At 63.9% G+C, this 23,571-nt stretch carries 18 protein-coding genes; 14 read left to right on the top strand and 4 right to left on the bottom strand.

From position 1 onward, the window contains the following. Positions 1-4 precede the first annotated feature (4 nt). From rplK to IPL75_16350, 10 genes are all read left to right on the top strand, one after another. Positions 5-430: a 50S ribosomal protein L11 gene (gene rplK / locus IPL75_16395; GenBank protein MBK9241784.1), complete on the top strand. Its 426-nt coding sequence runs from the start codon at positions 5-7 to the stop codon at positions 428-430. Between the two features lie 114 nt (positions 431-544). Next, the gene (locus IPL75_16390) at positions 545-1,249 is read left to right on the top strand and encodes a 50S ribosomal protein L1 (GenBank protein MBK9241783.1); all 705 of its coding nucleotides are present in this window, start codon (positions 545-547) and stop codon (positions 1,247-1,249) included. A 21-nt stretch (positions 1,250-1,270) separates the two neighbouring features. Next, a complete protein-coding gene (gene rplJ, locus IPL75_16385) occupies positions 1,271-1,801 on the top strand; it encodes a 50S ribosomal protein L10 (GenBank protein ID MBK9241782.1) in 531 nt (176 codons plus the stop codon). A gap of 80 nt (positions 1,802-1,881) precedes the next feature. Continuing rightward, positions 1,882-2,259 (top strand): 50S ribosomal protein L7/L12, encoded by a 378-nt coding sequence (gene rplL, locus IPL75_16380; GenBank protein ID MBK9241781.1) that lies wholly within the window; start codon positions 1,882-1,884, stop codon positions 2,257-2,259. Between the two features lie 182 nt (positions 2,260-2,441). Continuing rightward, positions 2,442-6,758: a DNA-directed RNA polymerase subunit beta gene (gene rpoB, locus IPL75_16375; GenBank protein ID MBK9241780.1), complete on the top strand. Its 4,317-nt coding sequence runs from the start codon at positions 2,442-2,444 to the stop codon at positions 6,756-6,758. A gap of 3 nt (positions 6,759-6,761) precedes the next feature. Beyond that, entirely contained in the window at positions 6,762-10,985 is a 4,224-nt protein-coding gene (rpoC, locus tag IPL75_16370) for a DNA-directed RNA polymerase subunit beta' (protein ID MBK9241779.1), read from the top strand. Positions 10,986-11,326: 341 nt separating this feature from the next. After that, the gene (locus IPL75_16365) at positions 11,327-11,833 is read left to right on the top strand and encodes a sigma-70 family RNA polymerase sigma factor (GenBank protein MBK9241778.1); all 507 of its coding nucleotides are present in this window, start codon (positions 11,327-11,329) and stop codon (positions 11,831-11,833) included. Beyond that, positions 11,830-12,249, top strand: coding sequence for a hypothetical protein (locus tag IPL75_16360; protein MBK9241777.1), 420 nt, complete (start codon positions 11,830-11,832; stop codon positions 12,247-12,249). Before IPL75_16365 ends, IPL75_16360 begins: the two co-directional genes overlap by 4 nt. An 80-nt stretch (positions 12,250-12,329) precedes the next feature. Further along, the gene (locus IPL75_16355) at positions 12,330-14,555 is read left to right on the top strand and encodes a metallophosphoesterase (protein ID MBK9241776.1); all 2,226 of its coding nucleotides are present in this window, start codon (positions 12,330-12,332) and stop codon (positions 14,553-14,555) included. After that, positions 14,555-14,920, top strand: a complete 366-nt coding sequence (locus IPL75_16350) for a DUF2200 domain-containing protein (protein ID MBK9241775.1) — start codon at positions 14,555-14,557, stop codon at positions 14,918-14,920. Before IPL75_16355 ends, IPL75_16350 begins: the two co-directional genes overlap by 1 nt. Positions 14,921-14,934: 14 nt before the next feature. On the opposite strand, the gene IPL75_16345 is transcribed toward IPL75_16350, so the two are convergent. Then, on the bottom strand, positions 14,935-15,600 hold the full coding sequence (locus IPL75_16345) for a DUF1080 domain-containing protein (protein MBK9241774.1): 666 nt from the start codon (positions 15,598-15,600) through the stop codon (positions 14,935-14,937). 135 nt (positions 15,601-15,735) lie between these two features. On the opposite strand from IPL75_16345, the gene IPL75_16340 reads away from it, so the two are divergent. The 3 genes from IPL75_16340 (at position 15,736) to IPL75_16330 (ending at position 18,841) form a co-directional block, all read left to right on the top strand. Beyond that, positions 15,736-17,100, top strand: a complete 1,365-nt coding sequence (locus IPL75_16340; protein ID MBK9241773.1) for a sodium:solute symporter — start codon at positions 15,736-15,738, stop codon at positions 17,098-17,100. A gap of 67 nt (positions 17,101-17,167) precedes the next feature. Then, on the top strand, positions 17,168-17,629 hold the full coding sequence (locus IPL75_16335; GenBank protein MBK9241772.1) for a GNAT family N-acetyltransferase: 462 nt from the start codon (positions 17,168-17,170) through the stop codon (positions 17,627-17,629). A 36-nt stretch (positions 17,630-17,665) separates the two neighbouring features. Continuing rightward, positions 17,666-18,841 (top strand): low temperature requirement protein A, encoded by a 1,176-nt coding sequence (locus IPL75_16330; protein MBK9241771.1) that lies wholly within the window; start codon positions 17,666-17,668, stop codon positions 18,839-18,841. Here the strand turns inward: IPL75_16330 and IPL75_16325 are convergent. From IPL75_16325 to IPL75_16315, 3 genes are read right to left on the bottom strand one after another with little or no spacing between them, the layout of a single operon-like run. Beyond that, entirely contained in the window at positions 18,797-19,912 is a 1,116-nt protein-coding gene (locus IPL75_16325; protein MBK9241770.1) for a glycosyltransferase family 8 protein, read from the bottom strand. The genes IPL75_16330 and IPL75_16325 overlap by 45 nt on opposite strands. A 49-nt stretch (positions 19,913-19,961) precedes the next feature. Continuing rightward, positions 19,962-21,539, bottom strand: coding sequence for a GMC family oxidoreductase (locus IPL75_16320; protein ID MBK9241769.1), 1,578 nt, complete (start codon positions 21,537-21,539; stop codon positions 19,962-19,964). Beyond that, positions 21,536-22,699 carry a glycosyltransferase family 9 protein gene (locus tag IPL75_16315; protein MBK9241768.1) on the bottom strand — a complete coding sequence of 388 codons (1,164 nt, stop codon included), beginning with the start codon at positions 22,697-22,699 and terminating at the stop codon, positions 21,536-21,538. Before IPL75_16315 ends, IPL75_16320 begins: the two co-directional genes overlap by 4 nt. Before the next feature lie 23 nt (positions 22,700-22,722). On the opposite strand from IPL75_16315, the gene IPL75_16310 reads away from it, so the two are divergent. After that, a complete protein-coding gene (locus tag IPL75_16310) occupies positions 22,723-23,517 on the top strand; it encodes an FkbM family methyltransferase (protein ID MBK9241767.1) in 795 nt (264 codons plus the stop codon). Positions 23,518-23,571: the final 54 nt, after the last annotated feature.

Below are 23,571 nucleotides of genomic sequence, written 5' to 3'. Positions count from 1 at the left end.
AACAATGGCGAAGAAAGTCACAGCACAAGTCAAACTCCAGATTGCCGCCGGCAAGGCGACCCCCGCGCCCCCCGTGGGCACGGCGCTGGGTCCTCATGGCGTGAACATCATGGACTTCTGCAAGAACTTCAACGCGAAGACGGCCGCGCAGGACGGGCTGATCATTCCGGCCGTGGTCACGATCTATTCCGACCGGTCGTACACGTTCATCCTGAAGACGCCGCCCGCCGCGATTCTGCTCAAGCGCGCCGCGAACATCGCGAAAGGGTCGGGCGTGCCCAACAAGAACAAGGTGGGCACGGTCACCGCGAAGCAGGTGGAAGAGATTGCCAAGATCAAGCTGCCCGACCTGAACACCGACACGCTGGCCTCGGCCGTGCGCTCGGTCGCAGGCACGGCGCGCTCGATGGGCCTGGACGTTGTGGGCTGAGGTTGTTTGCAAGATTGCCGATGATCGATAAGCGATTACCGATTACCGATTTCAGATTGTAGTTTCCGCAGAGTGGGGGGATTACACCCCCGTTGGAACCACCAAAGGAGTGTCATGCGTTCGAGAGGGAAGAAGTATACGGCCGCGCGCGAACAGGTGCCGGTCAGGCCTCACACGGTTGAAGAGGCTGTTCCGCTGATTCAGAAGGTCAAGTACACGAAGTTCGACGAAACCGTCGAGCTGTCGATTCGTCTGGGCGTTGATCCGAAACACGCCGACCAGATGGTGCGTGGCACGGTGGTGCTGCCGCACGGCCTCGGCAAGTCCAAGAAAGTGCTCGTCATCGCGAACGCCGAAAAGCAGCGCGAAGCCACCGAAGCGTCGGCTGACGCCGTAGGCGGCGAAGAACTCGTGGACAAGATCCTGGGCGGCTGGCAGGACTTCGACGCCGTCGTGGCCACGCCCGACATGATGCGCGCGGTCGGCAAGCTGGGTAAGGTGCTCGGGCCGCGCGGCCTGATGCCGAACCCGAAGACCGGCACCGTCACCGTCGATGTGGCGAAGGCCGTGCGGGAAATCAAGGCCGGCAAAGTGGAGTTCCGCGTGGACAAGGCGGGTGTTGTGCATGCGCCGGTGGGGCGCATCTCGTTTGACACGGCCAACCTCGTGGCCAACGCACACGCGCTGATGGACAGCATCATGAAGGCCAAGCCTTCGGCGGCCAAGGGCAAGTACGTCAAGAGCGTGACGATGTCTTCGACCATGGGCCCGGGAGTGGTGATTGATACCGCCAACCTCGATCAGGCCGTCAAACATTAACGCGCCCGGGAGTTTTTGATCATGGCAGTCACAAGAGCAGAAAAAGCAACCGAGCTGCAGCAGCTCGTCGCCGCGTTCGGCGAAGCCGAGACCGCGGTGCTGGTCGATTACCGTGGCATCACGGTGCCGCAGGTCACCGACTTGCGCCGCCAGATTCGCGCCACGGGCGCGCGATACACGGTGGTCAAGAACACGCTGGCGAAGCGGGCGACCGCAGGGACACGGTTTGAAGGGTTGTCCTCGCACTTCGTCGGCCAGACCGGCGTCGTCTTCACCGACAAAGACCCGGTGGCGATGGCCAAGGCGTTGACCACGTTCCTCAAGGCGGTGCCGACGGCGAGCATCAAGGCCGCCGTGGTGCAGGGCAAGACCGTGCCCGCCACAGAGATGGCCGCGCTGGCCAGCCTGCCGAGCAAGCCGGAGCTGTACGCGAAGCTCCTGTATGTCCTGCAGGCGCCGATGCAGCAGCTGGTCACGGTGCTGTCCGCAGTACCGCGCGACCTCATGAACGTGCTGGCCGCAGCAGAGAAGAAGAAGGCCGAAGCCGAGTAGCGTAGATAGCCGCAGCCAGATACCGATTTACCGATTAGAGATTGCAGATTTTCGATTCAGGAGACAGAACAATGGCCGATATGACACAGCAGCAGGTGGTGGACTACATCAAGGGGATTTCGGTGCTCGAGCTGTCGCAGCTCGTCAAGGCGCTGGAGACGGAGCTCGGCGTGTCCGCGGCTGCGGCGATGCCGATGGCGATGCCTGGCGGCGGTGGCGGCGGTGCGGCCGCAGCGGCCGAAGAGCAGACCGAGTTCACGGTGACGCTGACCGACATCGGCGGCAACAAGATCAACGTGATCAAGGTGGTGCGTGAAGTCACCAGCCTGGGCCTGAAGGAAGCCAAGGACCTCGTCGAGAGCGCGCCCAAGGCCATCAAGGAAGGCGTGACCAAGGACGAAGCCGCCGGCATCAAGAAGAAGTTCGAAGAAGTCGGCGCCAAGGTCGAAATCAAATAACGAGGCGCGCGACTCCGGTCGCGCGCAGGCATGCAGGGCTGAAGGCCTTGGGCCTTCACGTCCTCAGTCGTTCACGGCTTTTTTCATAACGGTGCGGCGTCTGTGTGACGTCGCACCGTAGTTTGGCGTCGGCGTGTGGCCAACACGCCGGTGTGTCTCTGGCACGGCCCGAGGATTACTGAATGTACAGCCTGCCCAAGAACGTCTATCGCGAACGCATCGATTTTTCGAAGATTAATACCACGATTCCGATCCCGAACCTGATCGAGATTCAGAAAAAATCCTACGAGCGGTTCCTGCAGATGAATCGTCTGCCGGCCGAGCGCGAGGACGTGGGACTGCAGTCGGTCTTCAAGTCGGTATTTCCGATTAGCGATTTCCGGGAGAACTCGTCACTCGAGTTCATCGACTATTCCATCGGCAACTGGGAGTGCAAGTGCGGCCGGCTCGCCGGTCTCGAGCACCTGCGCAAGAAGTGCGAAGGCTGTGGCTCTGTCCTCGTCGCCGATCCGTACGGCGAAGGTCACGTCATTTGTTACTCGTGCGGACGATCGAACGATGCGCGCGGCGATGTCTGTGACATCTGCGGCACCACCGTCGGGATGAAGCTCAAGTACGACGTGGAAGAGTGCCAGGAGCGCGGCATGACGTATGCCGTGCCGCTCAAGGTCACCATCCGCCTCGTGGTCTGGAACAAGGACCCTGAGACGGGCGTCAAGACCATCCGCGACATCAAGGAGCAGGAGGTCTACTTCGGCGACATCCCGCTGATGGGCGACCACGGCACCTTCATCATCAATGGCACCGAGCGTGTCATCGTCTCGCAGCTGCACCGGTCGCCTGGCGCGTTTTTCCACGCGGAAGAAAAGACGCTGTTCGCGGCGCAGATCATCCCGTACCGCGGCTCGTGGGTGGAGTTCGAGTACGACTCGAAGAACCTGCTCTACGTGCGCATCGACCGCAAGCGCAAGTTCCTGGCGTCGGTGTTCCTGCGTGCCCTCGGGCTGCGCAGCGCCGCCGAGATCCTGCGTACGTTCTACACGGTGGACGAGCTGGTGCTCCAGAACGGCCGCGTGTTGTGGAAGGTGTCTGATTCGCTGGTCGGTCGCCGCGCCGGCGCCGCAATGCAGATTCCGGGTTCCGACCTCCAGATCTTCGCGAGCAAGAAAATCCGCAAGGATCAGATCGAAGCCCTGCGCAAGGCCGGCGTCGAAGGCATTGAGCTGGCCGAAGCCGAGCGCGAGGGCGCGTTTGCCGCGGCCGACGTGGTGGACCCGTCCACCGGCGAAGTGCTGCTTGAAGCCAACGACGAACTCTCCGAGCGCGTCATCGCCATGGCGCAGGAGATGAACGTCGATCGCATCACCGTGTTTTTCCCCGAGAAGGACGACGTGGGTTCGGTGCTGTCGCAGACGCTCAAGAAGGATCCGATCCAGAAGCACGAAGAGGCGCTGATCGAAATCTACCGCCGCCTCCGGCCGGGCGATCCGCCCACGCTCGACAGCTCACGCACGCTGTTCGAGAACATGTTCTTCAACGCGCAGAAGTACGACTTCTCGCGCGTGGGCCGGCTCAAGCTCAACACGAAGCTGAAGCTGCAGACGCCGCTCGACGAGAAGGTGCTGCACCCGCAGGACTTCTACGAGGTCATCAAATACCTCCTGAAGCTCCGCAAGAATCCGGCGGGCGTGGACGACATCGATCACCTCGGCAACCGCCGCGTCCGGTCGGTCGGCGAGCTCCTCGAGAACCAGTTCCGCATCGGCCTGGTCCGCATGGAACGCGCGATCAAGGAAAAGATGTCGGTGTATCAGGAAATGGCCACGGCCATGCCGCACGACCTGATCAACGCCAAGCCCGTGATGGCGGCCATCCGCGAGTTCTTCGGATCCTCGCAGTTGTCCCAGTTCATGGACCAGACCAACCCGCTGTCCGAGGTCACGCACAAGCGCCGCCTCTCGGCCCTTGGGCCCGGCGGTCTGTCGCGTGAGCGCGCCGGCTTCGAGGTGCGCGACGTGCACCCGACGCACTACGGCCGCATCTGCCCGATTGAAACGCCTGAAGGTCCGAACATCGGCCTGATTTCGTCGCTCGCGTCCTACGCGCGCATCAACGATTTCGGCTTCATCGAATCGCCCTACCGCAAGGTCAAGGACGGCCACGTGCTCGATTACGTGGTGGTCACCAACGCCGGCGGCAACCCGAAGTACTCGGTGGGCGACGTCGTGGAAGCGCACGAACTCGTCGGTGCCGACGGCCGTTCGAAGAAGAAGGGCGTGGAGTTCGAACCCCACTGCTTCTACCTGTCTGCCTGGGAAGAAGACCAGTACATCGTCGCGCAGGCGAACATCAACCTGGACGAAGACCTGTACATCACCGAGGAGCGCGTGAATGCCCGCCAGGCCGGCGAGTTCATTCTGGCGCCCCGCGACAAGGTGGACTTCATCGACGTCTCGCCCAAGCAGTTGGTGTCGGTCGCCGCCTCGCTCATCCCGTTCCTTGAGCATGACGACGCGAACCGGGCGCTGATGGGATCGAACATGCAGCGGCAGGCCGTGCCGTTGCTGCAGGCGCGCGCGCCCTACGTGGGCACGGGCATGGAATACATCACCGCACGTGACTCGGGCGCCGTCGTTGTGGCGCGCCGCACGGGCACGGTGGACTACATCGACAGCAAACGCATCGTGGTGCGCGTGGAAGGCACGGACGTTGAAGGTGTGGCGCGCGAAATGGGCGCCGACATCTACGGCCTCACGAAGTTCAAGCGCTCCAACCAGAACACGTGCATCAACCAGCGCCCGATCGTGCGCGTGGGACAGCGCGTGGCCAAGGGCCAGGTGCTGGCCGACGGCCCCTGCACGGAGCTGGGCGAACTGGCGCTGGGCCGGAACGTGCTCGTGGCGTTCATGCCGTGGCGCGGCTACAACTTCGAAGACGCGATCCTGGTCTCCGAGCGGATGGTGAAGGACGACTACTACACGTCCATCCACATCGAAGAGTTCGAGATCGAAGCGCGCGACACGAAGCTGGGCCCCGAGGAAATCACGCGCGACATTCCGAACGTGTCGGAAACGTACCTGCGTGACCTGGACGAAAGCGGCATCATCCGTATCGGTGCAGCCGTCAAGCCGGGCGACATCCTGGTGGGCAAGGTCACGCCGAAGGGCGAGACCCAGCTGACGCCGGAAGAGAAGCTGCTGCGCGCCATCTTCGGTGAAAAGGCCGGAGACGTAAAAGACGCGTCGCTCACGTGCCCCCCGGGCATCGAGGGCATCGTGGTGGCCGTGCAGATCTTCTCGCGCAAGGGCATCGAGAAGGATGACCGCGCCAAGCAGATCGAACAGGACGAACTCGACCTGATGGAGACGAACCTCCAGGACGAGATCCGCATCCTGCACGAAGAGACCAAGAAGCGCCTGACGCAGCTGCTGCTGGGCCGGACGCTGCGGTCGGACCTGTTCGACAACGACGGCCGCGAGCGTGTGATGCGCAAGGGCTCGGTGTTGACCGAAGAGGCGATGGCCGGCGTGCCGTTCTCGTCGCTGGTGCGCGCGCGGATCGAAACCGAAGACCTCGGGTTCGAAGACGAACTGCGCCGCATGGAAGACCGCACCGCACAGCGTGTGGACGTCATCCAGCGCGAGTTCGAGGACAAAAAAGAGAAGATCCGCCGTGGCGACGAACTGCCGCCTGGCGTGATCAAGCTCGTCAAGGTGTACGTGGCGATGAAGCGCAAGCTGTCGGTCGGCGACAAGATGGCCGGTCGCCACGGCAACAAGGGCGTCATTGCGCGCATCCTGCCGGAAGAAGACATGCCGTACCTGCCGGACGGAACTCCGGTGGAGATCGTGTTGAATCCGCTGGGCGTTCCGTCGCGTATGAACGTCGGGCAGATTCTGGAAACCCACCTCGGCTGGGCCGCGCACGCGCTGGGCCTCTACTTCGCCACGCCCGTCTTCGACGGCGCACGCGAGGACGAGATCAAGAAGTGGCTCGACGAGGGCGGCTTGCCCAAGGGCGGCAAGACCCAGCTGCACGACGGCATGACCGGCGAGCAGTTCGAGCAGGATGTGACCGTCGGTTACATCTACATGCTCAAGCTGTCGCACCTGGTTGACGACAAGATCCACGCGCGGTCCATCGGACCGTACTCGTTGATCACGCAGCAGCCGCTGGGCGGCAAGGCCCAGTTCGGCGGACAGCGCTTCGGCGAAATGGAAGTGTGGGCGCTCGAAGCGTATGGCGCCGCGCACATCCTGCAGGAACTGCTGACGGCGAAGTCCGACGACGTGATTGGCAGGGCGAAGATTTACGAGGCTATCGTCAAGGGCGACGCCTCGTTCGAGCCCGGCTTGCCCGAATCGTTCAACGTGTTGATCCGCGAGCTGCAGGCACTGTGCCTCGACGTGCAGCTGCTGAAAACCAAACCGAGTCCTGAAGCGGAACCACCGCTTGAGGACACACCCGAACCAACTCCGGAAACGCCGGTGGGAGCCTAATCAATGCGACCAAATCTTCAGGACAAGGGTCAGCTCACCTCCGACTTCGATTCGATTCGAATCAGCCTGGCGTCGCCCGAGACCATCCTCCGGTGGTCACACGGCGAAGTCACGAAGCCGGAAACGATCAACTACCGGACGTTCAAGCCGGAGCGGGATGGCCTGTTCTGCGCGAAGATCTTCGGACCCGTCACCGACTGGGAGTGCCTGTGCGGCAAATACAAGCGCATGAAGCACCGCGGTGTGGTGTGCGACAAGTGCGGCGTCGAAGTGACGCAGGCACGGGTCCGTCGCGAACGGCTGGGCCACATCAAACTCGCCACGCCGGTGAGCCACGTGTGGTTCTTCAAGGGGCTGCCGAGCCGCATCGGCCACCTGCTCGACATCACGCTGCGTGACCTCGAGCGCATCCTCTACTTCGAAGCCTATGTCGTTGTTGACTGTGGCGACACGGAGCTGAAGGACAAGCAGCTGCTGACCGAAGAGCAGTTCCGCCAGGAGCGCGAGACGTGGGGCTTCCGCTTCAAGGCGCAGATGGGCGCCGAGGCGATCAAGGAACTGCTGCGTCGCGTGAACGTGGACCGGCTGGCCGAGGAAATGCGCGAGAAGATGCGCTCGGAAACCTCGGTGCAGAAGAAGCTGAAGTTCGCCAAGCGCCTCAAGGTGGTCAGCGCCTTCAAGAAGTCGGACAACAAGCCCGAGTGGATGATTCTCGACGTCATCCCGGTCATTCCGCCCGAACTGCGTCCCCTCGTGCCGCTGGATGGCGGCCGGTTCGCGACTTCGGATTTGAATGACCTCTATCGCCGCGTCATCAACCGCAACAACCGGTTGAAGAAGCTGATGGAACTCAAGGCGCCGGATGTCATCATCCGCAACGAAAAGCGCATGCTCCAGGAAGCTGTAGACGCGCTCTTCGACAACGGCCGTCGTGGCCGCGTGCTGCGCGGTGCCAACAACCGTCCGCTGAAGTCGCTCTCGGACACGCTCAAGGGCAAGCAGGGCCGGTTCCGTCAGAACCTGCTCGGCAAGCGCGTGGACTACTCCGGCCGTTCGGTCATCGTCGTCGGACCCGAACTGAAGCTGCACCAGTGCGGCCTGCCGAAGAAGATGGCGCTTGAGCTGTTCAAGCCGTTCATTTATCACAAGCTCGAAGCGCGGGGCCTTGTCTCCACCATCAAGCAAGCCAAGGAAATGGTTGAGCAGCAGCGTGCTGAAGTGTGGGACGTGCTCGAAGAGGTCATTCGCGAGCATCCCGTGCTGTTGAACCGCGCGCCGACGCTGCATCGCCTGGGCATCCAGGCGTTTGAGCCCGTGCTCGTGGAAGGCAAGGCGATCCGGATTCATCCGCTCGTCTGCACCGCCTTCAACGCCGACTTCGACGGCGACCAGATGGCCGTGCACGTGCCGCTGTCACCCGAGGCGCAGATTGAAGCCTCGGTGCTGATGATGTCGTCGAACAACATCCTGTCGCCGGCCTCAGGCCAGCCGATCGCGGTGCCCTCGCAGGACATCGTGTTGGGCTGCTACTACCTGACCAAGGCCAAGGTGGGCGCAAAGGGCGAAGGCCGTGCGTTCGCGACTGCCGATGACGTGTTGCTGGCGCTCGACGCCGGTGAAGTGGAGACGCTCTCGCCCATCCGCCTGCGGTACACGGGTCGTTTGATCGACCTGACCGTGGCGCGCGATTCGCAGGACGTGCTCGACGCCGCCGAAACGGTGGTGACGAACAGCATCATCACGACCACCGTGGGACGCGTCATCTTCAACTCGGCGCTGCCGCCGGAGATGCCGTTCATCAACGGCCTGCTCAAGAAGAAGGGCCTGCAGCAGACGGTGCGTTATTGCCACCTGCGGTACGGCCTGGAACCGACCGTGCGGATGCTCGACAGCCTCAAGAGCACGGGCTTCCTGTACGCCATGAAGTCCGGCATCTCGATCGGTATCGACGACCTCATCATCCCGGAAAAGAAGGGCGCACTCGTCGAAGAGGCCCGCGCCGAGGTGATCAAGGTCGAAGGTCAGTATCAGGATGGCGCCATCACCAACGGCGAACGTTACAACAAGGTCATCGCCATCTGGTCGGAAGTGACCGAGACGATTGCCGACGCGATGTTCGGGGAGATGGAGGCGCTCGACAAGTCGGGACGCAGCTTCAACCCGGTCTACGTCATGGCCGACTCAGGCGCCCGAGGCAGCAAGCAGCAGATTCGTCAGCTCGCCGGCATGCGCGGCCTGATGGCGAAGCCGTCGGGTGAAATCATCGAGTCGCCCATCACGGCGAACTTCCGTGAAGGCCTCACCGTGATGGAGTACTTCATCTCCACACACGGCGCCCGTAAGGGTCTGGCCGACACCGCGCTCAAGACCGCCGACTCGGGTTACCTGACCCGTCGTCTGGTGGACGTGGCGCAGGACGTGATCATCTCGGAAGTCGATTGCGGCACGCTCGACGGGCTGGAAGCCCGGGCCATCATCGACTCCGGCGGTGAGATCGTCGAACGCCTTGGCGACCGCATCATCGGCCGCGTGGCCCTCGAAGCGATCGCGGACCCGTCGTCGGGCGAAGTCATCGTCGACGCCGGTATCGAGATCGACGAGAAGCTGGCCGACCTGATCGAAGACGCCGGCATCGAGCGCGTCAAGATCCGGTCGGTGTTGACGTGCGCGGCTCGCCGCGGCGTTTGCGCCAAGTGCTACGGTCGCGACCTGTCCACGGGCAAGATGGCCGAGATGGGCCTGGCCTCGGGCGTCATCGCGGCGCAGTCCATCGGCGAACCCGGCACGCAGCTCACGATGCGGACGTTCCACATCGGCGGCACGGCGTCGCGCGTCTCCGACCAGTCAACGGTCGAGACGCGTCACAAGGGCACGGTCCGGTTCGACGGTCTGCAGACGGTGGCGGGCCGCGAAGAAACGGCCGCGGGCAAGACGCTGATCGTCATGAACCGCAACGGCTCGATCAACATCGTGGACGACAAAAACGTCGTGCGCGAGCGTTACTCGGTGGTCTACGGCGCGCGCCTCAAGGTGCGCGACGGCCAGCACGTCGAGAAGGGCCAGGTCCTGGTCGAGTGGGATCCCTACACGTTCTCGATTCTCACCGAAGCCTCGGGCCAGGTGCGGTTCAAGGACATCATCGACAAGGTGACCGTCCACGAAGAAGTGGACGAAATCACGGGCATGTCGCGCCTGATCATTGTCGACTCGCCGGACGAGAAGAAGCAGCCGGCGATCGAAATCGTGGCCGCCGAAGCCGGCGACGCGAACGCACACGCCAAGGTGCTCAACCGGTACCACATGCCGTCCAACGCCCACCTCATGGTTGGCAACAACGACATGGTCATGCCGGGCGACGTCATCGCGAAGATTCCTCGCGAAACGACGAAGACCAAGGACATCACGGGCGGTCTGCCGCGCGTGGTCGAACTGGTGGAAGCGCGCAAGCCGCGTGAAACGGCCGTCATCTCCGAAATTGACGGCGTCGTCCGCCAGGGCGGCATCGTCAAGGGCATGCGCAAGATTCTTGTCGTGCCGGATGACGGTGGCGAGGCCAGGGAATACTCACTGCCGCGTGGCGTACACGTCAACGTGCAGGAAGGCGATCGCGTGCAGGCGGGTGAGCCGCTCATGGACGGACCGCGCAACCCGCACGACATCCTCGCGGTGCTCGGTGAGAAGGAACTGCAGTCGTACCTGGTCAACGAGATCCAGGAGGTCTATCGTCTGCAGGGCGTCGGCATCAACGACAAACACATCGAAGTCATCGTCCGTCAGATGATGCGATGGGTGAAGGTCGAGGATGTGGGCGAGACCGACTTCCTGATCGACGAGCAGGTGGAGAAGATCCGGTTCCAGGAAGAGAACGAGCGTGTGCTCACGCTCGGGCTGCAGCCGGCGAAGGGCCGGCCGCTGCTGCTCGGGATCACGAAGGCGTCACTCTCGACGGATTCGTTCATCTCGGCGGCGTCGTTCCAGGAAACCACGCGCGTGCTCACCGAGGCGTCAATTTCAGGCAAGGTGGACTACCTGCGCGGCCTGAAGGAGAACGTGACGATGGGCCGCCTGATTCCGGCCGGCACCGGCTTCGACGTGTATCGTCGAGTCCGCGTCGCTCCGGACGAACCGCCGCCACCGCCGCCGCCGTCTCCGGAAGAACTGGAACTGCAGCGTGAGATGGACGACCTCACCGACGCGGACTACATGTTCCGCGACGAAGGGGAGTAGGGCTTAGGTTCTCGTAGGGCGGCCTGGTTCTCAAGGCCGCCGAACTTGGATTGAATTGCACGGGCGCGGAAGGGACACCTTCCGCGCCCGTTTTGTTTTGATGCTCCTTAACAAGATTCACCTATGGAGAAAGTGATTTGACGAATAGGCACATCAGCCAACAAAGCGTTCTCAATGCGAAAAGAACTTTTAAGGGTCGTCGCACAGCTATCATCCACTCAGCCGTGCGGGTGTGATGCGACTGGAGGCGGCCGGCGTCAAGGTCACGCTGTCGGGCGGCGACGCCGTGAGCGACCAGCGGCTCTGTAACTTTCGTCAGTCTGGTGGATATTCCTCTACAGATGACCGACGTTGAGGCTCTTTATCGCCAGCACGCTTCCGCCGTGTACAGGTTTGCGCTGTCCTTGTCGGGCGACCGCACGACCGCTGAGGACCTGACGTCGGAGACGTTTGTGCGACTCTGGACCGCCCGAGAGCGCCTTGATTTGACCACCGTCATCGGTTATCTGCTCACGATTACCCGGCACCTGTATCTGCAGGGACGACGACACCATGCCCGTCGATCTGATCTGGTCGAGGAACCGGCCGACCAGAGGCCCGGCGCCGATGCCCGTCTCGAGGGGCGTCACGAACTCGACGCCGTTCTTGGGGATCTGCAACTGTTGCCTGAAGTGGATCGCACGGCCTTGCTCATGCGGGCAACCAAACAGCTGCCTTACGAAGAAATCGCCGCAGCGCTCCATGTCAGTGTCGGCGCTGCGAAGGTCAAGGTTCACCGCGCACGTCGACGTCTGGCCGAACTGCGACTTGCTCGTTCACACGCCGTCTCTCAGAAGGAGTTGTCATGACCGTCACGTCCGATGTCATCAGGGATCTGCTTCCCCTCTATGCTGCTGGAGAAGCCAGCCCTGCCACCCGCCTGCTGGTTGAACACTGGGTCCGCACGGACCCGTCGCTGCAACAGGAACTGTCCGCGTTCCTGCCTGAGGTGCTGGCGCCGGGACCTGCGCAGCCGAAGCCCGCGCCGGATCGGGCGCTGCTCAGTCGAACGCGACGACTGGTTCGTGTCCGGATGGGCCTGATGGCTGGAGCCATCGTTTGTACGGTGATGCCGCTCTCGGTCGCAGGCAAGAGCGGTCAGGGGATTACGTTCCTGATGATGCGCGACGCGCCTCAGGTCGGCTGGACCTTCATCGCGGGCGCGGTTGTCCTCTGGTCGGCCTACGCACTTGTCGCCCGGCGGCTGAGGGTCACCGGACTGTAGATGCACACCACACGTGTGAGCGCTCAGTGTGGGCATTGCCCGCTTGCGGTGACCGATCGTCGCTGTTAGTCTGCGTCCCCATGGGCCACTCCACGGACGACAAGGACCGGAAGTCGCTCGACCGCAGGACGTTCATCAAGGTTGGTGGACTTGGCGCTGCCGCGATCGCGTCCGGGGCAGCTGGGCGTGGATCGGTCGACGGTGAGCGAGTGGCGCCTGAGCAGGGCGCCGCGGGGCAGGCGGCGGCCAGGCGGGGCTCCCAGTTTCGGCGGAACTTCGACCCAGTGCCCGAGGCCGCGCCGAAGATGCACTTCGCCGTGTTCACCGACACTCACGTCGGGCAGCACAACCGGTCGCCTCAGTGGGACTTCGCGCAGCATCTCGACAAGCTGGCCGACGACATCATGGACAGCGCCCTGCCCTGTGAGTTCGTCGTCCACCTGGGCGACGGCGCGTTCAACAGTACCGCGCACGTCAACGGCGTGGGCCTGCCCGAGAACATGCAGGGCGACAAGAAGAACAACCTGAAAGACTTCCTGATCAGCCACGTCAACGTGCCCTTCCACTACGTGGGCGGCAACATCGACCTCACCGACTACAGCAACAATCCGGGCCCGAAGGGGCACGAACACGATCCGTTTGTCTTGATGAAGACGTACATCAACGAAACGGAGCTGAACCACTACCCCTACGCGTTCATGCGCAACGGCATCCTGTTTCTGGCGGTGCCGGAAATGGATTTTGAACCATGGACGCGGCCTGCCACTTGCGAGTGGCTCGAGTTCATGACGACGCACTATCACGCCGCCACCACCATCATCCTGGCGCATCAGGCCATCGAAGACACGACGCCGGCCGACGGGGCGCAGAACTCCTACCGCGGAGAGCAGGACCAGGATTGGTGGGCGAGCCTCTTCCAGCGCAATCCGCAGATCAAGATGTACATGCACGGCCACAATCACCTGACGGCCTGGTACCAGGGCAACCGGAGCAGCGGGTTCAGTCAGCCGGTGCAGGACTTTGGGCACGAGATGGTGTTTGCGGCCCCGATGCCGGGCATGAGCTGGATCACTGACCACAACCAGGTCGACGCGGTAGCCATCTTCACGATTGCGGCCGGTTTCATCACCGCGAAGGCGTGGAAACAGAACGGCACCCAGGGCAAGTGGAGCGGCGGGTTCGACCACACCTGGGCCACCGACACCACGTTCGATCCGAACGCCGAAGACTGGTACAGCTTTCCATTCCTCATTCAGGACGGCGAAACGCAGCAGACCGACATGAAGGTGCTCTCGGGCAAGACCACGCTGCAACTCGTGGGCACGGCGCCGATGGAGCTCTTCTACGACCCCTACATGGAGACGAAGGGCATACACACGAACGAGAACGTGCTGGCGTTCGACGATGACGTGAATGGCAAGGTGACGCCGACCACGCCGGGCATGACCGTGCATGGTCCACACACGCTCAAGTTTCCGCCCAAGACCGAGTGGGATCGCTATTGCCACGACGGGCACGGCGGACCGCCGTACCGGATGTTTGCGTGCGGCACCACCCCTGCTGCGGCGCCGGGCGGTTCGTACCTGGTGACGATGAGGGCGAGGGCGCGCGCGGGTGCCGGTCGGGTGAAGGTGACGCTGAGCTGCAGCGACTGGGGCACGAAGTCGCAGTACAGCACGCTGGCCGGCAGCGCCCGCGAAGTGATCGCGCACACCTTCGGTGCCGACTACGTCACCGTCACCGGCGTCTACACGGCGCCTGCCGACGACAATGCCTGGTTCGTGCAGGGCAGCCTGGAGTTCGAGAACGAAATCGACGTGTCGTATTTCAGCATCAAGCGCACGCAAACGAGCGAGACCACCGACAATTTCAGCGTGATGCTCAACAACAAGCCCTATGCGGTGGCCGGCACCCTGAAGCGATTCCAGACGCGCGAGTTTCCGGTGAGTCCCGTGGACCTGGCCGATGCCAACGGCGTCATCAGGCTCAAGGCGTCCATCAAGGGCAACCACTACGGCATGGCGCGCTTGATCTATCGCGGCCCACTATTGATGGGCCGAAACGCGCGCTATCGCGTCAACGCGGTCGAGGGCAACACTTTTGACATCACGCTGACCGAGAAGTTGTCGGGCTTCGAGAACATTTTCAAGATGTTCCCGTTCAGCACCAAGTACGGTGGGGTCGCCGTCGAGACAGCCGACGGCGCCGGTGAGCATCATGTGAGCCAGAACAAGAACCAGTGGCTCACGAGTGATCTGACAACCCTGAAGCGGCTCCGGATTACCTATCCGGCAGGAGGGGCCTGATGAAGACCGATGCTGCCACACTGAAGCGCGTCTACGCCATGAGCCTTGCGGGTGTCTATCCGCACTACGTGGCCAAGGCCGAAAAAAAGGGGCGCACAAAGGCCGAGGTCGATCAGATCATCCGCTGGCTCACGGGCTACACCCAGCCACAGCTGGACCGCATTCTGGAGAAGCGGACCACGATCGAGACCTTCATTACCAAGGCCCGGATGAATCCGTCGCGCACGTTGGTCACCGGGGCGATCTGCGGTGTCCGCGTCGAAGACATTGAAGACCCTGTCATGCAGGGAATCCGCTACCTCGACAAGTTGATCGACGAGCTGGCGAAAGGACGGCCCATGGAGAAGATCCTGCGGAAGGGATGAACCCGCCGGTCGGGTTATGGCAGCTTCCGGATACGCAGGTTTCTGTACTGCACCCGTGACCCATGCTCCTGCAGGACGATGTGTCCCTGCGGTTCGCGGCCGTATCGCGGCATGTCCCTGAACTTGCTCGCGAGCAGGCGTTTGGTCCAGTCGGGGCTGAATAGGTCGTACTCCACGGCCTTCACGCCGTTGAGCCAGTGTTCGACGTGGTTGCCGTTCACAATCAGCCGGCCCTGGTTCCACTCGCCCACGGGCTTGCACAAGTCCCTGATTGGCGCGTGGAGCGAGTGGTTGGCGGCGGCTGACGTCATCGGATTCTTGCCGTCGGAGTGGCGGGCATTGTCCAGAATCTGAAACTCCGGGCCGCTGTGATACGTGCGCTCGAGGTCCTCGGTCACACGGAACATGATGCCGCTATTGCCGCCGGGCGGCACCTTCCAGTCGAACTCGAACTCGAAGCTCGTGAACTGCTCCCGGCTGACCAGATCGACCGCGGCCCCTTTGGTCCAGGTAATCGCGCCTTCCTCGACCACCCAACTGTCGGGCACAGTGGTCATCTTGAAACCACGCCAGTGGGTGATCGTCTTCCCATCAAACAGCGAGACCCACTGCGGTTGCGTCGCCTGCCCAGAGAGTGAAGTCAGCAGCCCGACCACCATGACCGCAAGCGGGGCTGACACCGTGATCCGCATTCTCATTGTGAGCTCAGTGTCGCCTCGCTCACGTCCCTCGGTCAAGCGAACTCCCCACGCCCCGGCCATGTCCGTGCGCGAGCGACCCCCTCGCATCGCTGCGGGCAGAGTAGACTAGCCCGCGTGAACTGGGTGTTGTTGGCCCTGGTTGGCTATCTGGCCATCCAGTTGGCGATCGGTGCATGGCTGGCGCCGAAGATCCACACGGAATCCGACTATCTCATCGCGGGCCGTCGGCTCGGATACCCGCTCACCATCTTCTCGATCTTCGCGACATGGTTCGGTGCCGAGACGTGCATCGCGTCCGCCGGCCGCGCCTGGGAAGAGGGTTTCTCGCTGACCTCGGCTGAGCCCTTTGCCTACGGCATCACGCTGATGCTCACCGGCGTCGTCTTTGCCGTCCCGATTTGGCGCATGAAGCTGACGACGATGGCGGATTTCTTCAGACAGCGGTACGACCCTCGCGTCGAGAAGATCGCGGCGCTGATGTTGATCCCTCCAGGCGTATTGTGGGCAGCCGCCCAGCTCCGCGGCTTCGGGCAGGTGCTGACCACAGTTACCACGATGGAGATTGGGGTCGCCATCACCATCGCCGCCGCCTTCTGCATCGTCTACACCGTGCTCGGCGGGTTGCTGGCGGATGCGCTCACGGATCTGATTCAGGGTGCTGTGCTTATTCTCGGGCTCGTTGTTCTTCTGGTGGCGGTTGTATTGACATTGGGAGGACCGGCCGCGACGCTCGCGGCCATCGACCCTTCCAGAATCACCCTCGTCAGTCCCGGCGTGACCCCGACGTTTTTCGGGATGCTTGAGGAGTACGCGATTCCTATCGCCGGCTCGGTGGTCGCTGTGGAGCTGCTGAGCCGGGTGATTGCGGCACGAACCCCAGAGGTCGCACGCAACGGAGCGGTCATGGCCGGCGGCTTGTACATCCTGATCGGCGTGATTCCTGTCGTGCTGGGGCTCGCGGCGGCCCGCCTGGTGCCGAACCTGCCGGATGCCGAGCAGTTCCTTCCGGCTCTCGCGCTCCAACTTCTGCCGACGGCCGGGTATGTCGTGTTCATCGGCGCGCTGATCTCCGCGATTCTCTCGACAGTGGACACCATCCTGCTTGTGGCCGGCGGTCTGCTCGCGCACAACCTTGTCGGGCCCTTGTTCAACGTGACTGAAGAGCGCACCAAGCTCCGACTGGCGCGAATGGGCGTGCTGCTCTTCGGCATCATCGCGCTCTACCTCGCACTGGGTGGGCGGGGAGTCGCCGAACTGGTTCAGGAGTCCTCGTCGTTTGGAACGGCGGGCACGCTGGTAGTCGTGACGTTCGGGTTGTTCACACGATACGGTGGTGCCCGAGCCGCCGCGCTCACGTTGCTGGGGGGACTGGCTGCGTACGCCGGAGCCACGGCGCTCGAGATGCCGTATCCGTTCATCACGTCGCTGGGCACATCGGTGGTGTTGTATCTGGCAGGAGGATTTCGTGAGCGAGTCTGACAGCGTCATCATTCGTCGCGCCGAACGCCGCGACCTGCCGGCACTTGGCAGCCTCGGCGCGTCCTTGATGCGCATCCACTTCGCGTTTGACGAGCGGAGGTTCATGTCGCCAGGTGAACATCCGGAGCACGGCTACGCGCAGTTCCTCGACGCGCAACTGGCCGACCCAGCGATGCTTGTGCTTGTGGCCGAACGTGCACCAACCGAAATTCTCGGATACGTCTACGCCGGCGTCGAACCGCAGTCCTTCAAGGAACTGCGCGAGCGCGCTGGTTACATTCACGATCTGCTGGTGACAGACGAGGCGCGCGGTGGCGGGGTGGGACCGCGTCTGTTGGAAGCGGCCGTCGCCTGGCTGGGCGAACAAGGCGTCCCTCGCGTGCTGTTGTGGACCGCCGCGCCCAACGACAAGGCGCGCAAGCTCTTCGCCGCCCACGGCTTCAGTCCGACGATGGTCGAGATGACGCGCGAGTTATCGTCGAACGAGTCCCAGGCGAGGGCAAGCGATTCGGCGCGAATACGCCGCTGAGACGACTTTGGGGCCGCCGTTGATACAGTAACGCCGATGATCGCCCGCAGCCCGCATGAGCCTCACCGCGTAGCCACGCCGCTTGAACTCTTCTTTGACCTGGTCTTTGTTGTCGCGATAGCGCAGGCGGCCGCGGGGTTGCACCATGCCATCGGCGACGCGCACGCCCTGGACGGACTCGTCGGCTACCTGATGGTGTTTTTCGCGATCTGGTGGGCGTGGATGAATTTCACCTGGTTCGCCTCCGCGTACGATAGTGACGACACACCGTATCGCGTGTTGGTCTTTGTGCAGATCACGGGTGCCCTCATCATGGCGGCCGGAGTGCCCGACATGTTTGAACATCAGGCCCCGAACGTTGCCACGCTTGGCGGATACGTCGTGATGCGCCTGGCTCTGGTGACCCAGTGGCTCCGCGCAGCAGCGGCCGACGCCGAGCGGCGCACCACGGCACTTCGATATGCCGGTGGCGTCGCAGTGGCGCAGGTCGCCTGGGTCGCTGCAGGTGTGGCCGCGGTGTGGTCGGGGCCCGTGTTCCTGATGCTGGTGGCGCTCGAACTGGCGGTGCCCGCGTGGGCCGAACGGGCGGGCGCCACGACGTGGCACCCCCACCACATCGCCGAGCGGTATGGCCTGCTCGTGGTCATTGTGCTTGGTGAATCGATTCTGGCATCAACCCTTGCGGTCCAGGCTGCGCTCAAGTCAGGTGAAACCGTCCTTGCGCTGACGCCCATCATCAGCGGCGCGCTGCTTATCTCGTTTTCGATGTGGTGGGTGTACTTCGATCGGCCCGCCCATGGCCTGCTCACGTCACTGCGCAAAGCACTGACGTGGGGATACGGGCACTACCTGATCTTTGCGGCGGTCGCCGCCGTCGGCGCGGGCATCGCGGTTTCGGTGGATCAGGTCACCGGCCACGGGCAGGTGTCCGCACGAGCCGCCGGGTATGCCGTCGCCATACCGGTCGCGCTGTATCTGGTCTGCCTCTGGGCCCTGCACTCCCGCTCCGACAATCCGCGCACAGGCGCGCTCGGCCCAATCACTGCCGTGTTGGTGATGGCGGCTCCGTTGACGAGCCAGCCCGTACTCGTGGTCGGCCTCCTGCTGGTGGCCATGCTCACGGTGAATCTATCGGGACTTCCGCGCCGGACGTGGAAGCGGACCGGGTCAGCGGCGCGCCGCCCACCGCGAGACCCAACTGGTCAGGCCTGAGACTGGGACCGAGACTAGCGTCCACGGGTGCGCCGCGGCCTGCCCGAGAATGCCTGGGAGCATCACCGCCACCGCGTGTCTGCGTTGTCGCGACTTGAGGGCGGCGGCGATCGTGTCGAGCAGGCGTCGATGGGGCGCCGACAGGCGCTCGATCGTCCTCTCCAGGAGCGTCGGCGGATCCGCCCGGCCGACCTCCAGCGGCACACGTTGCAGCCATGATCGAAAGCGGCGCACGTCTTCATCCGAATGATCGCAGAAACGGTGCCAGGGCTTGGTCCGCGAACAGAAGTGGACGATGGCCGGTTCTGATCGAGCCCGAAGAAACTCCTCCTCGCGGTGCGGAGTGCAGCGCCAGTCCGGGTACAGGCAGAGGGCGAACTGACGGTTCCACACGGGCGGCAGTACTCCCCACCGGTCCACGAGGCAGGCGTTCAGTGCATCCTGATCCGCCCATCGCGAGTGCGTTCCGACCCTCCGCACCGCTTCCAGGTAGGCCTCTTCAATTCCCGCCAATCTCCACGCGTCGACATCGATCACCATGACGCCAGAATTAAAATACGGTCGATCTTCGTGTTTCGCCAGGCGTGGCGGCACGCAGTGGCCGGGGAGTTGATGGACGTAGCTGTCCTGCGCCGCGAGCAGGATGTTCCCTTGCATATCCTGCTGCCAGAGTTCGCGAACGTCCCGCCGCACCAGGATGTCGGCGTCGAGGTAGATCACCTTCGAGACTTCGCTGGGCAGCGTCGATCCCAGAAGGGCCCGAAGGTGGGCGGGCAGGCTCTGGCCGCCTGCGAGTTCGCGAAGCGCCGCGAGCCGCTCCGGGGGCGGCGCGAGCGCCCTGACCCTGACGCGATCACGCCACCACGCCTCGAGGCGAGACTGGGTGGACGCGGTTAATCCCGGTCCGATCAGATAAAGATCGACGGTGCAGTCGGCGGCCAGGTGTTCAAGCAACGAAGCGACGCAAACCGCCAGGGGTGGGGCGTAGGCCTCGTCTGCGGCCATGAGGATCGCGATTTCACGGTCCATACCGGCCACGGGGGTAAGGTCTCGCTGACGGCGATCGGGCATCAGTTTCAGCATAGCCGAGGGAGCGTACCGGCTGCCGCAGCGCGTGGCGCTAGGGCGCCGCCGCCAGGTGCTCGGCCAGTCTCAGCGCCAACGCGATGATGGTGAGTGTGGGAGCCGCCGCCCCCCCGGTGGGGAAGACCGAACTGCCCGCGACGTAGACGTTGGCGAGGTCATGGACCCGGCAATTCGCGTCGACGACTCCTTTCGCGGGGTCCGGATGCATTCGGGTCGTCCCCATGTGATGCCAGGTGCCAAGCACCTCTCCTGGCCACGCGCCCCTCACGATCGGCTGCCTGCTCAAGCCCGGAATCCACCGTTCGAGATGGTGAAGGTACAACGGAAGGCCCCGCTCGTACGTCTGGCGAATCGACTCACCAAGCGTCCACTGCAGGCGGGGCAGCGGCATGCCGAGGCGGTCCCGTCGCGCATCGAGGACCACTCGATTTCCCGGCGTCGGGGGTTGCTCGAACGCGCTCTCAATCGCCACATATCGGCGCAGCACCCGCGGCCGTACGGCGCCGCCGGCAAGCGCCAGCATCGACTTCACTGGATGCCCGAGCGCAGTCATCAGGTCGCGACCGCGAACGCCCGATGGCCCGCCCCCCGCGAACTGGAGGTAGGGGCTCTCATTCCAGGGAGCGCGCAGCGAGAGGACCAGGCGCCGCACCGACTCCCACTGCGGCCCGTCCTGGCCCACGAACCCGAACGACACGTTCGCGCAGGAGTTCAAGAGCCTCTCCTGGCGCTGAGCCGCAGCCGTGAGGCCCAGTCGGGTGAAGTCGATCCCCTCGGCGGCCGGCGGCGGCAACTCGGCAAGAGCGCGAGCCCCCGGGGGCAGAGACACGCGATCCGTGATCCGGGGATGCTCCATGAAGTACCGCCCCACGAGATCGCGCGAGTTGCCAAGGCCCTTCGAATGGACGCGGTTCGACGCGAGCAGGAGGCGGGGATTCTCGATGCCTCCGGAGGCGAGCACGTACACCCGGGCCGAGAGCGTCCACCCCACTCCTTCGCGCGAGACCACCCGGACGCCGGACACCGCAGCCCCTGACTCGTGAGCGATCAGCTCGCAGACTGTGGACCGGAGGTAGACGGAGATCCGTTCCGAGTCCCGAAAGGCGCGGGCGAATTCCCTGCCGAACCTGAGGGGCCCGCGGCAATGAAGCGGGACAGCCGTCACCATGCTCGAGGTGTTCGTGTCGGTGTCGGCGTTGGCGGCGGACGCCGAGCGGCGTGGGAATCCGCACAACTCGAGCGCCTCGTCCACGTATCTGGTCAGATCCCCATCCGAGAGGGGCCAGCCCGAGTCGGGGATCCAGGACCGCACTTCGTAGTCGATCGGATCGAGCGTCCCCAGGAAGCCGCCCCACGACCAGGAGGCTCCGCCAAAACAGCGAATGCGCGTCTCGTGCAACGGGAAGTAAGACTGGCCCTCGACCTGGCCCTGCGCGAGCTCCTGAGAAGTCGCATCAAACGCCAGATCCCCGCTCTCGAGAACCGCAACTGTGAAGCCTCCAAGGCGGGCGAGCCGATCCGCCAGAAAGAGCCCGGCAGGTCCCGCCCCGATCACACAGATGTCGGCGCGCTGAATGGACTCGTTGGGGATGCCGCGTCCGTCGACGATCACGAGGCGCCTCCCAGCAGCTCCAGCGCCGCCCCGACAACCGGGTCGATCGGTACGAGCGCAGCGTCGAGCCCCGCGTCTGCCGGAGTGTCGGGAGGAGGCTGGATGACCCTGGCCGTCGCGCGATCTCCCAACGGACCGGTGCTCGATGGCGCACGCGGTGAACCGGGCGGGGCCGAAGGGGGGAGTCCGATCACCGCGACCACGGGGATTCCCGCGGCGGCGGCCATGTGCATGAACCCGGTGTCGTTTCCCACGAACAGGTCGCACTTCGCGATGGCGGCCCAGACGGTCCCAAGGGGGAGGCGGTCGCCAAGGTACGTGACATCGTCGGGCGCCTGAGCGGCCAGCCACCGGCAGGCCGCGCCGACATCGGGCCCTCCCAGCACAAGAAATGCGGCATCGTGGCTCGTTCGCACACGGCGCACGAGTTCCAGGTAACGTTTGGCAGGCCAACGTTTGCGCTCCTCGCTTGCGGCAAGGCCCAGCGCGATGAGTCGCCTCCGCCCCCTGCGGGCCGTCCGCGCCCACTCGTCTGCTCGAGCGCCATCGTCGCTCGTCCACCAGGCCTCAAGCCGCTTCCCGTCCGTTCTCAGCCCCATGACATCGAGCAGCCGGAAACACTTCTCGGTCTCGTGCCACTCGTTTGGAAGATCCAGGGTCCGCGTGTGGAGCAAGGCGCCGGTGTCCACGCCCGCGCCGGCGTCCTCCCAGCACACCCGCACCGGTGCGCCTGTGAACCAGGCCAGGGTGCGCGAGGGGACGTACTCGAACAGGGTGCCGGGTTGCAGCAGCACTTCAAGTCTCAGCGGCCAGATGCGCCTCACGAAACTGAGCAGGGCCCACAGGCGCCTCGGCGCGCGGAAGCGCCCGGACGATGTCACCTCGACAGCCACCACGTCATCCACCCACGGACAGGTGCGCATCCACTCGGCCCACTCCGATTGACAGATCAGGGTGATGCGCGCCTGCGGCAACTGGATGCGCAGTTGATGCAGCAGGCCGGTGGTCAGCACGATGTCGCCCATGCCATCCGGCCGGAGCACTCCCAGACGCCGCACCTGAGTCAGATCGTTCAGCGGCGCCTCGTTGAGGCGGCGACGCAGGGCGGGCACGAGCCGGGTCCACGCCTCGACGCCGGCGGGAGAAACGAGCCACGGCACAGCGTCGCAGTATAGTATGACGCTTGGATCTGCACGCGTTCGGGCGAGACTTGGCGGCCTACGTCCGCAGTGCGTGGCCGCTCTCTCAGAAACTCAAGGCGCCAGCCTTGTTGCTGCGGCATCGGTGGCACCGGTATTGGAGATCCGCGAGCAAAAAGGAGTCGACGCTCACCATTCGTGAGCCGCAGCGGTTCCTGACCCTCTCCATGCGGATGGACACCGACGACTTCTTCGCCTTCCAGGAGGTCTTCGTCTACCGCTACTACGATGCGCCGTTGGGGGAGCCCGCCACGATTCTTGACCTTGGCGCGAACTGCGGATTCGCTACTCTGCTGTTCGCCGCCCGCTTCCCCGGCGCCCGCATTGCGGCGGTCGAACCGCACCCCGCGAACGTGTTGGCGTTGCGGAAGAACCTCGAACTGAATCGCGTGGAGGCGACGATGATCCCGGGCGCGGCCGCGTCCGAAGATGGGCCGTGCCAGCTCGTTGTCTCGACGAGCCTGACCCACACACTGATGTCACCAGGGTGCGAAGGCGATTCCCGCACGATCACGGTGGACGGCTGGAGCGTTCCCACGCTCATGGCCCGGCTGCGGTGGGATCGAATCGACCTGCTGAAGATCGACATCGAGGGGTACGAGCGCACCCTGTTCGCTGATCGGCCGGTCTGGCTGACCCGGGTGAACCGCATCATCGGCGAAGTCCACTCGGGTTATGGGCTGAAGTTGCTCATCCGCGACTTGGCTCCGTTCGGGTTCACCGTTGCCGCCCTCGATCACCCGAGAATGTTCCTCGCTGACCGCTCCAGGGTCCGATAGGACGCGGGGTGCCCAGACGGCAGGCCCCCCAGGTAGTAGCGCGCGGGTTCGTAG

The sequence above is a fragment of the Acidobacteriota bacterium genome (genome assembly GCA_016716905.1).
Taxonomy (GTDB): Bacteria; Acidobacteriota; Vicinamibacteria; order Vicinamibacterales; family SCN-69-37; genus SYFT01.
This window is presented reverse-complemented; position numbering and strand designations above follow the sequence as displayed.

Bases quoted from the DNA above. Each gene is read 5' to 3' on its own strand.
- rplK (MBK9241784.1), top strand. From the start codon at position 5: ATGGCGAAGAAAGTCACAGCACAAGTCAAACTCCAGATTGCCGCCGGC.
- IPL75_16390 (MBK9241783.1), top strand. From the start codon at position 545: ATGCGTTCGAGAGGGAAGAAGTATACGGCCGCGCGCGAACAGGTGCCG.
- rplJ (MBK9241782.1), top strand. From the start codon at position 1,271: ATGGCAGTCACAAGAGCAGAAAAAGCAACCGAGCTGCAGCAGCTCGTC.
- rplL (MBK9241781.1), top strand. From the start codon at position 1,882: ATGACACAGCAGCAGGTGGTGGACTACATCAAGGGGATTTCGGTGCTC.
- rpoB (MBK9241780.1), top strand. From the start codon at position 2,442: ATGTACAGCCTGCCCAAGAACGTCTATCGCGAACGCATCGATTTTTCG.
- rpoC (MBK9241779.1), top strand. From the start codon at position 6,762: ATGCGACCAAATCTTCAGGACAAGGGTCAGCTCACCTCCGACTTCGAT.
- IPL75_16365 (MBK9241778.1), top strand. From the start codon at position 11,327: ATGACCGACGTTGAGGCTCTTTATCGCCAGCACGCTTCCGCCGTGTAC.
- IPL75_16360 (MBK9241777.1), top strand. From the start codon at position 11,830: ATGACCGTCACGTCCGATGTCATCAGGGATCTGCTTCCCCTCTATGCT.
- IPL75_16355 (MBK9241776.1), top strand. From the start codon at position 12,330: ATGGGCCACTCCACGGACGACAAGGACCGGAAGTCGCTCGACCGCAGG.
- IPL75_16350 (MBK9241775.1), top strand. From the start codon at position 14,555: ATGAAGACCGATGCTGCCACACTGAAGCGCGTCTACGCCATGAGCCTT.
- IPL75_16335 (MBK9241772.1), top strand. From the start codon at position 17,168: ATGCGCATCCACTTCGCGTTTGACGAGCGGAGGTTCATGTCGCCAGGT.
- IPL75_16330 (MBK9241771.1), top strand. From the start codon at position 17,666: ATGATCGCCCGCAGCCCGCATGAGCCTCACCGCGTAGCCACGCCGCTT.
- IPL75_16325 (MBK9241770.1), bottom strand. From the start codon at position 19,912: ATGCCCGATCGCCGTCAGCGAGACCTTACCCCCGTGGCCGGTATGGAC.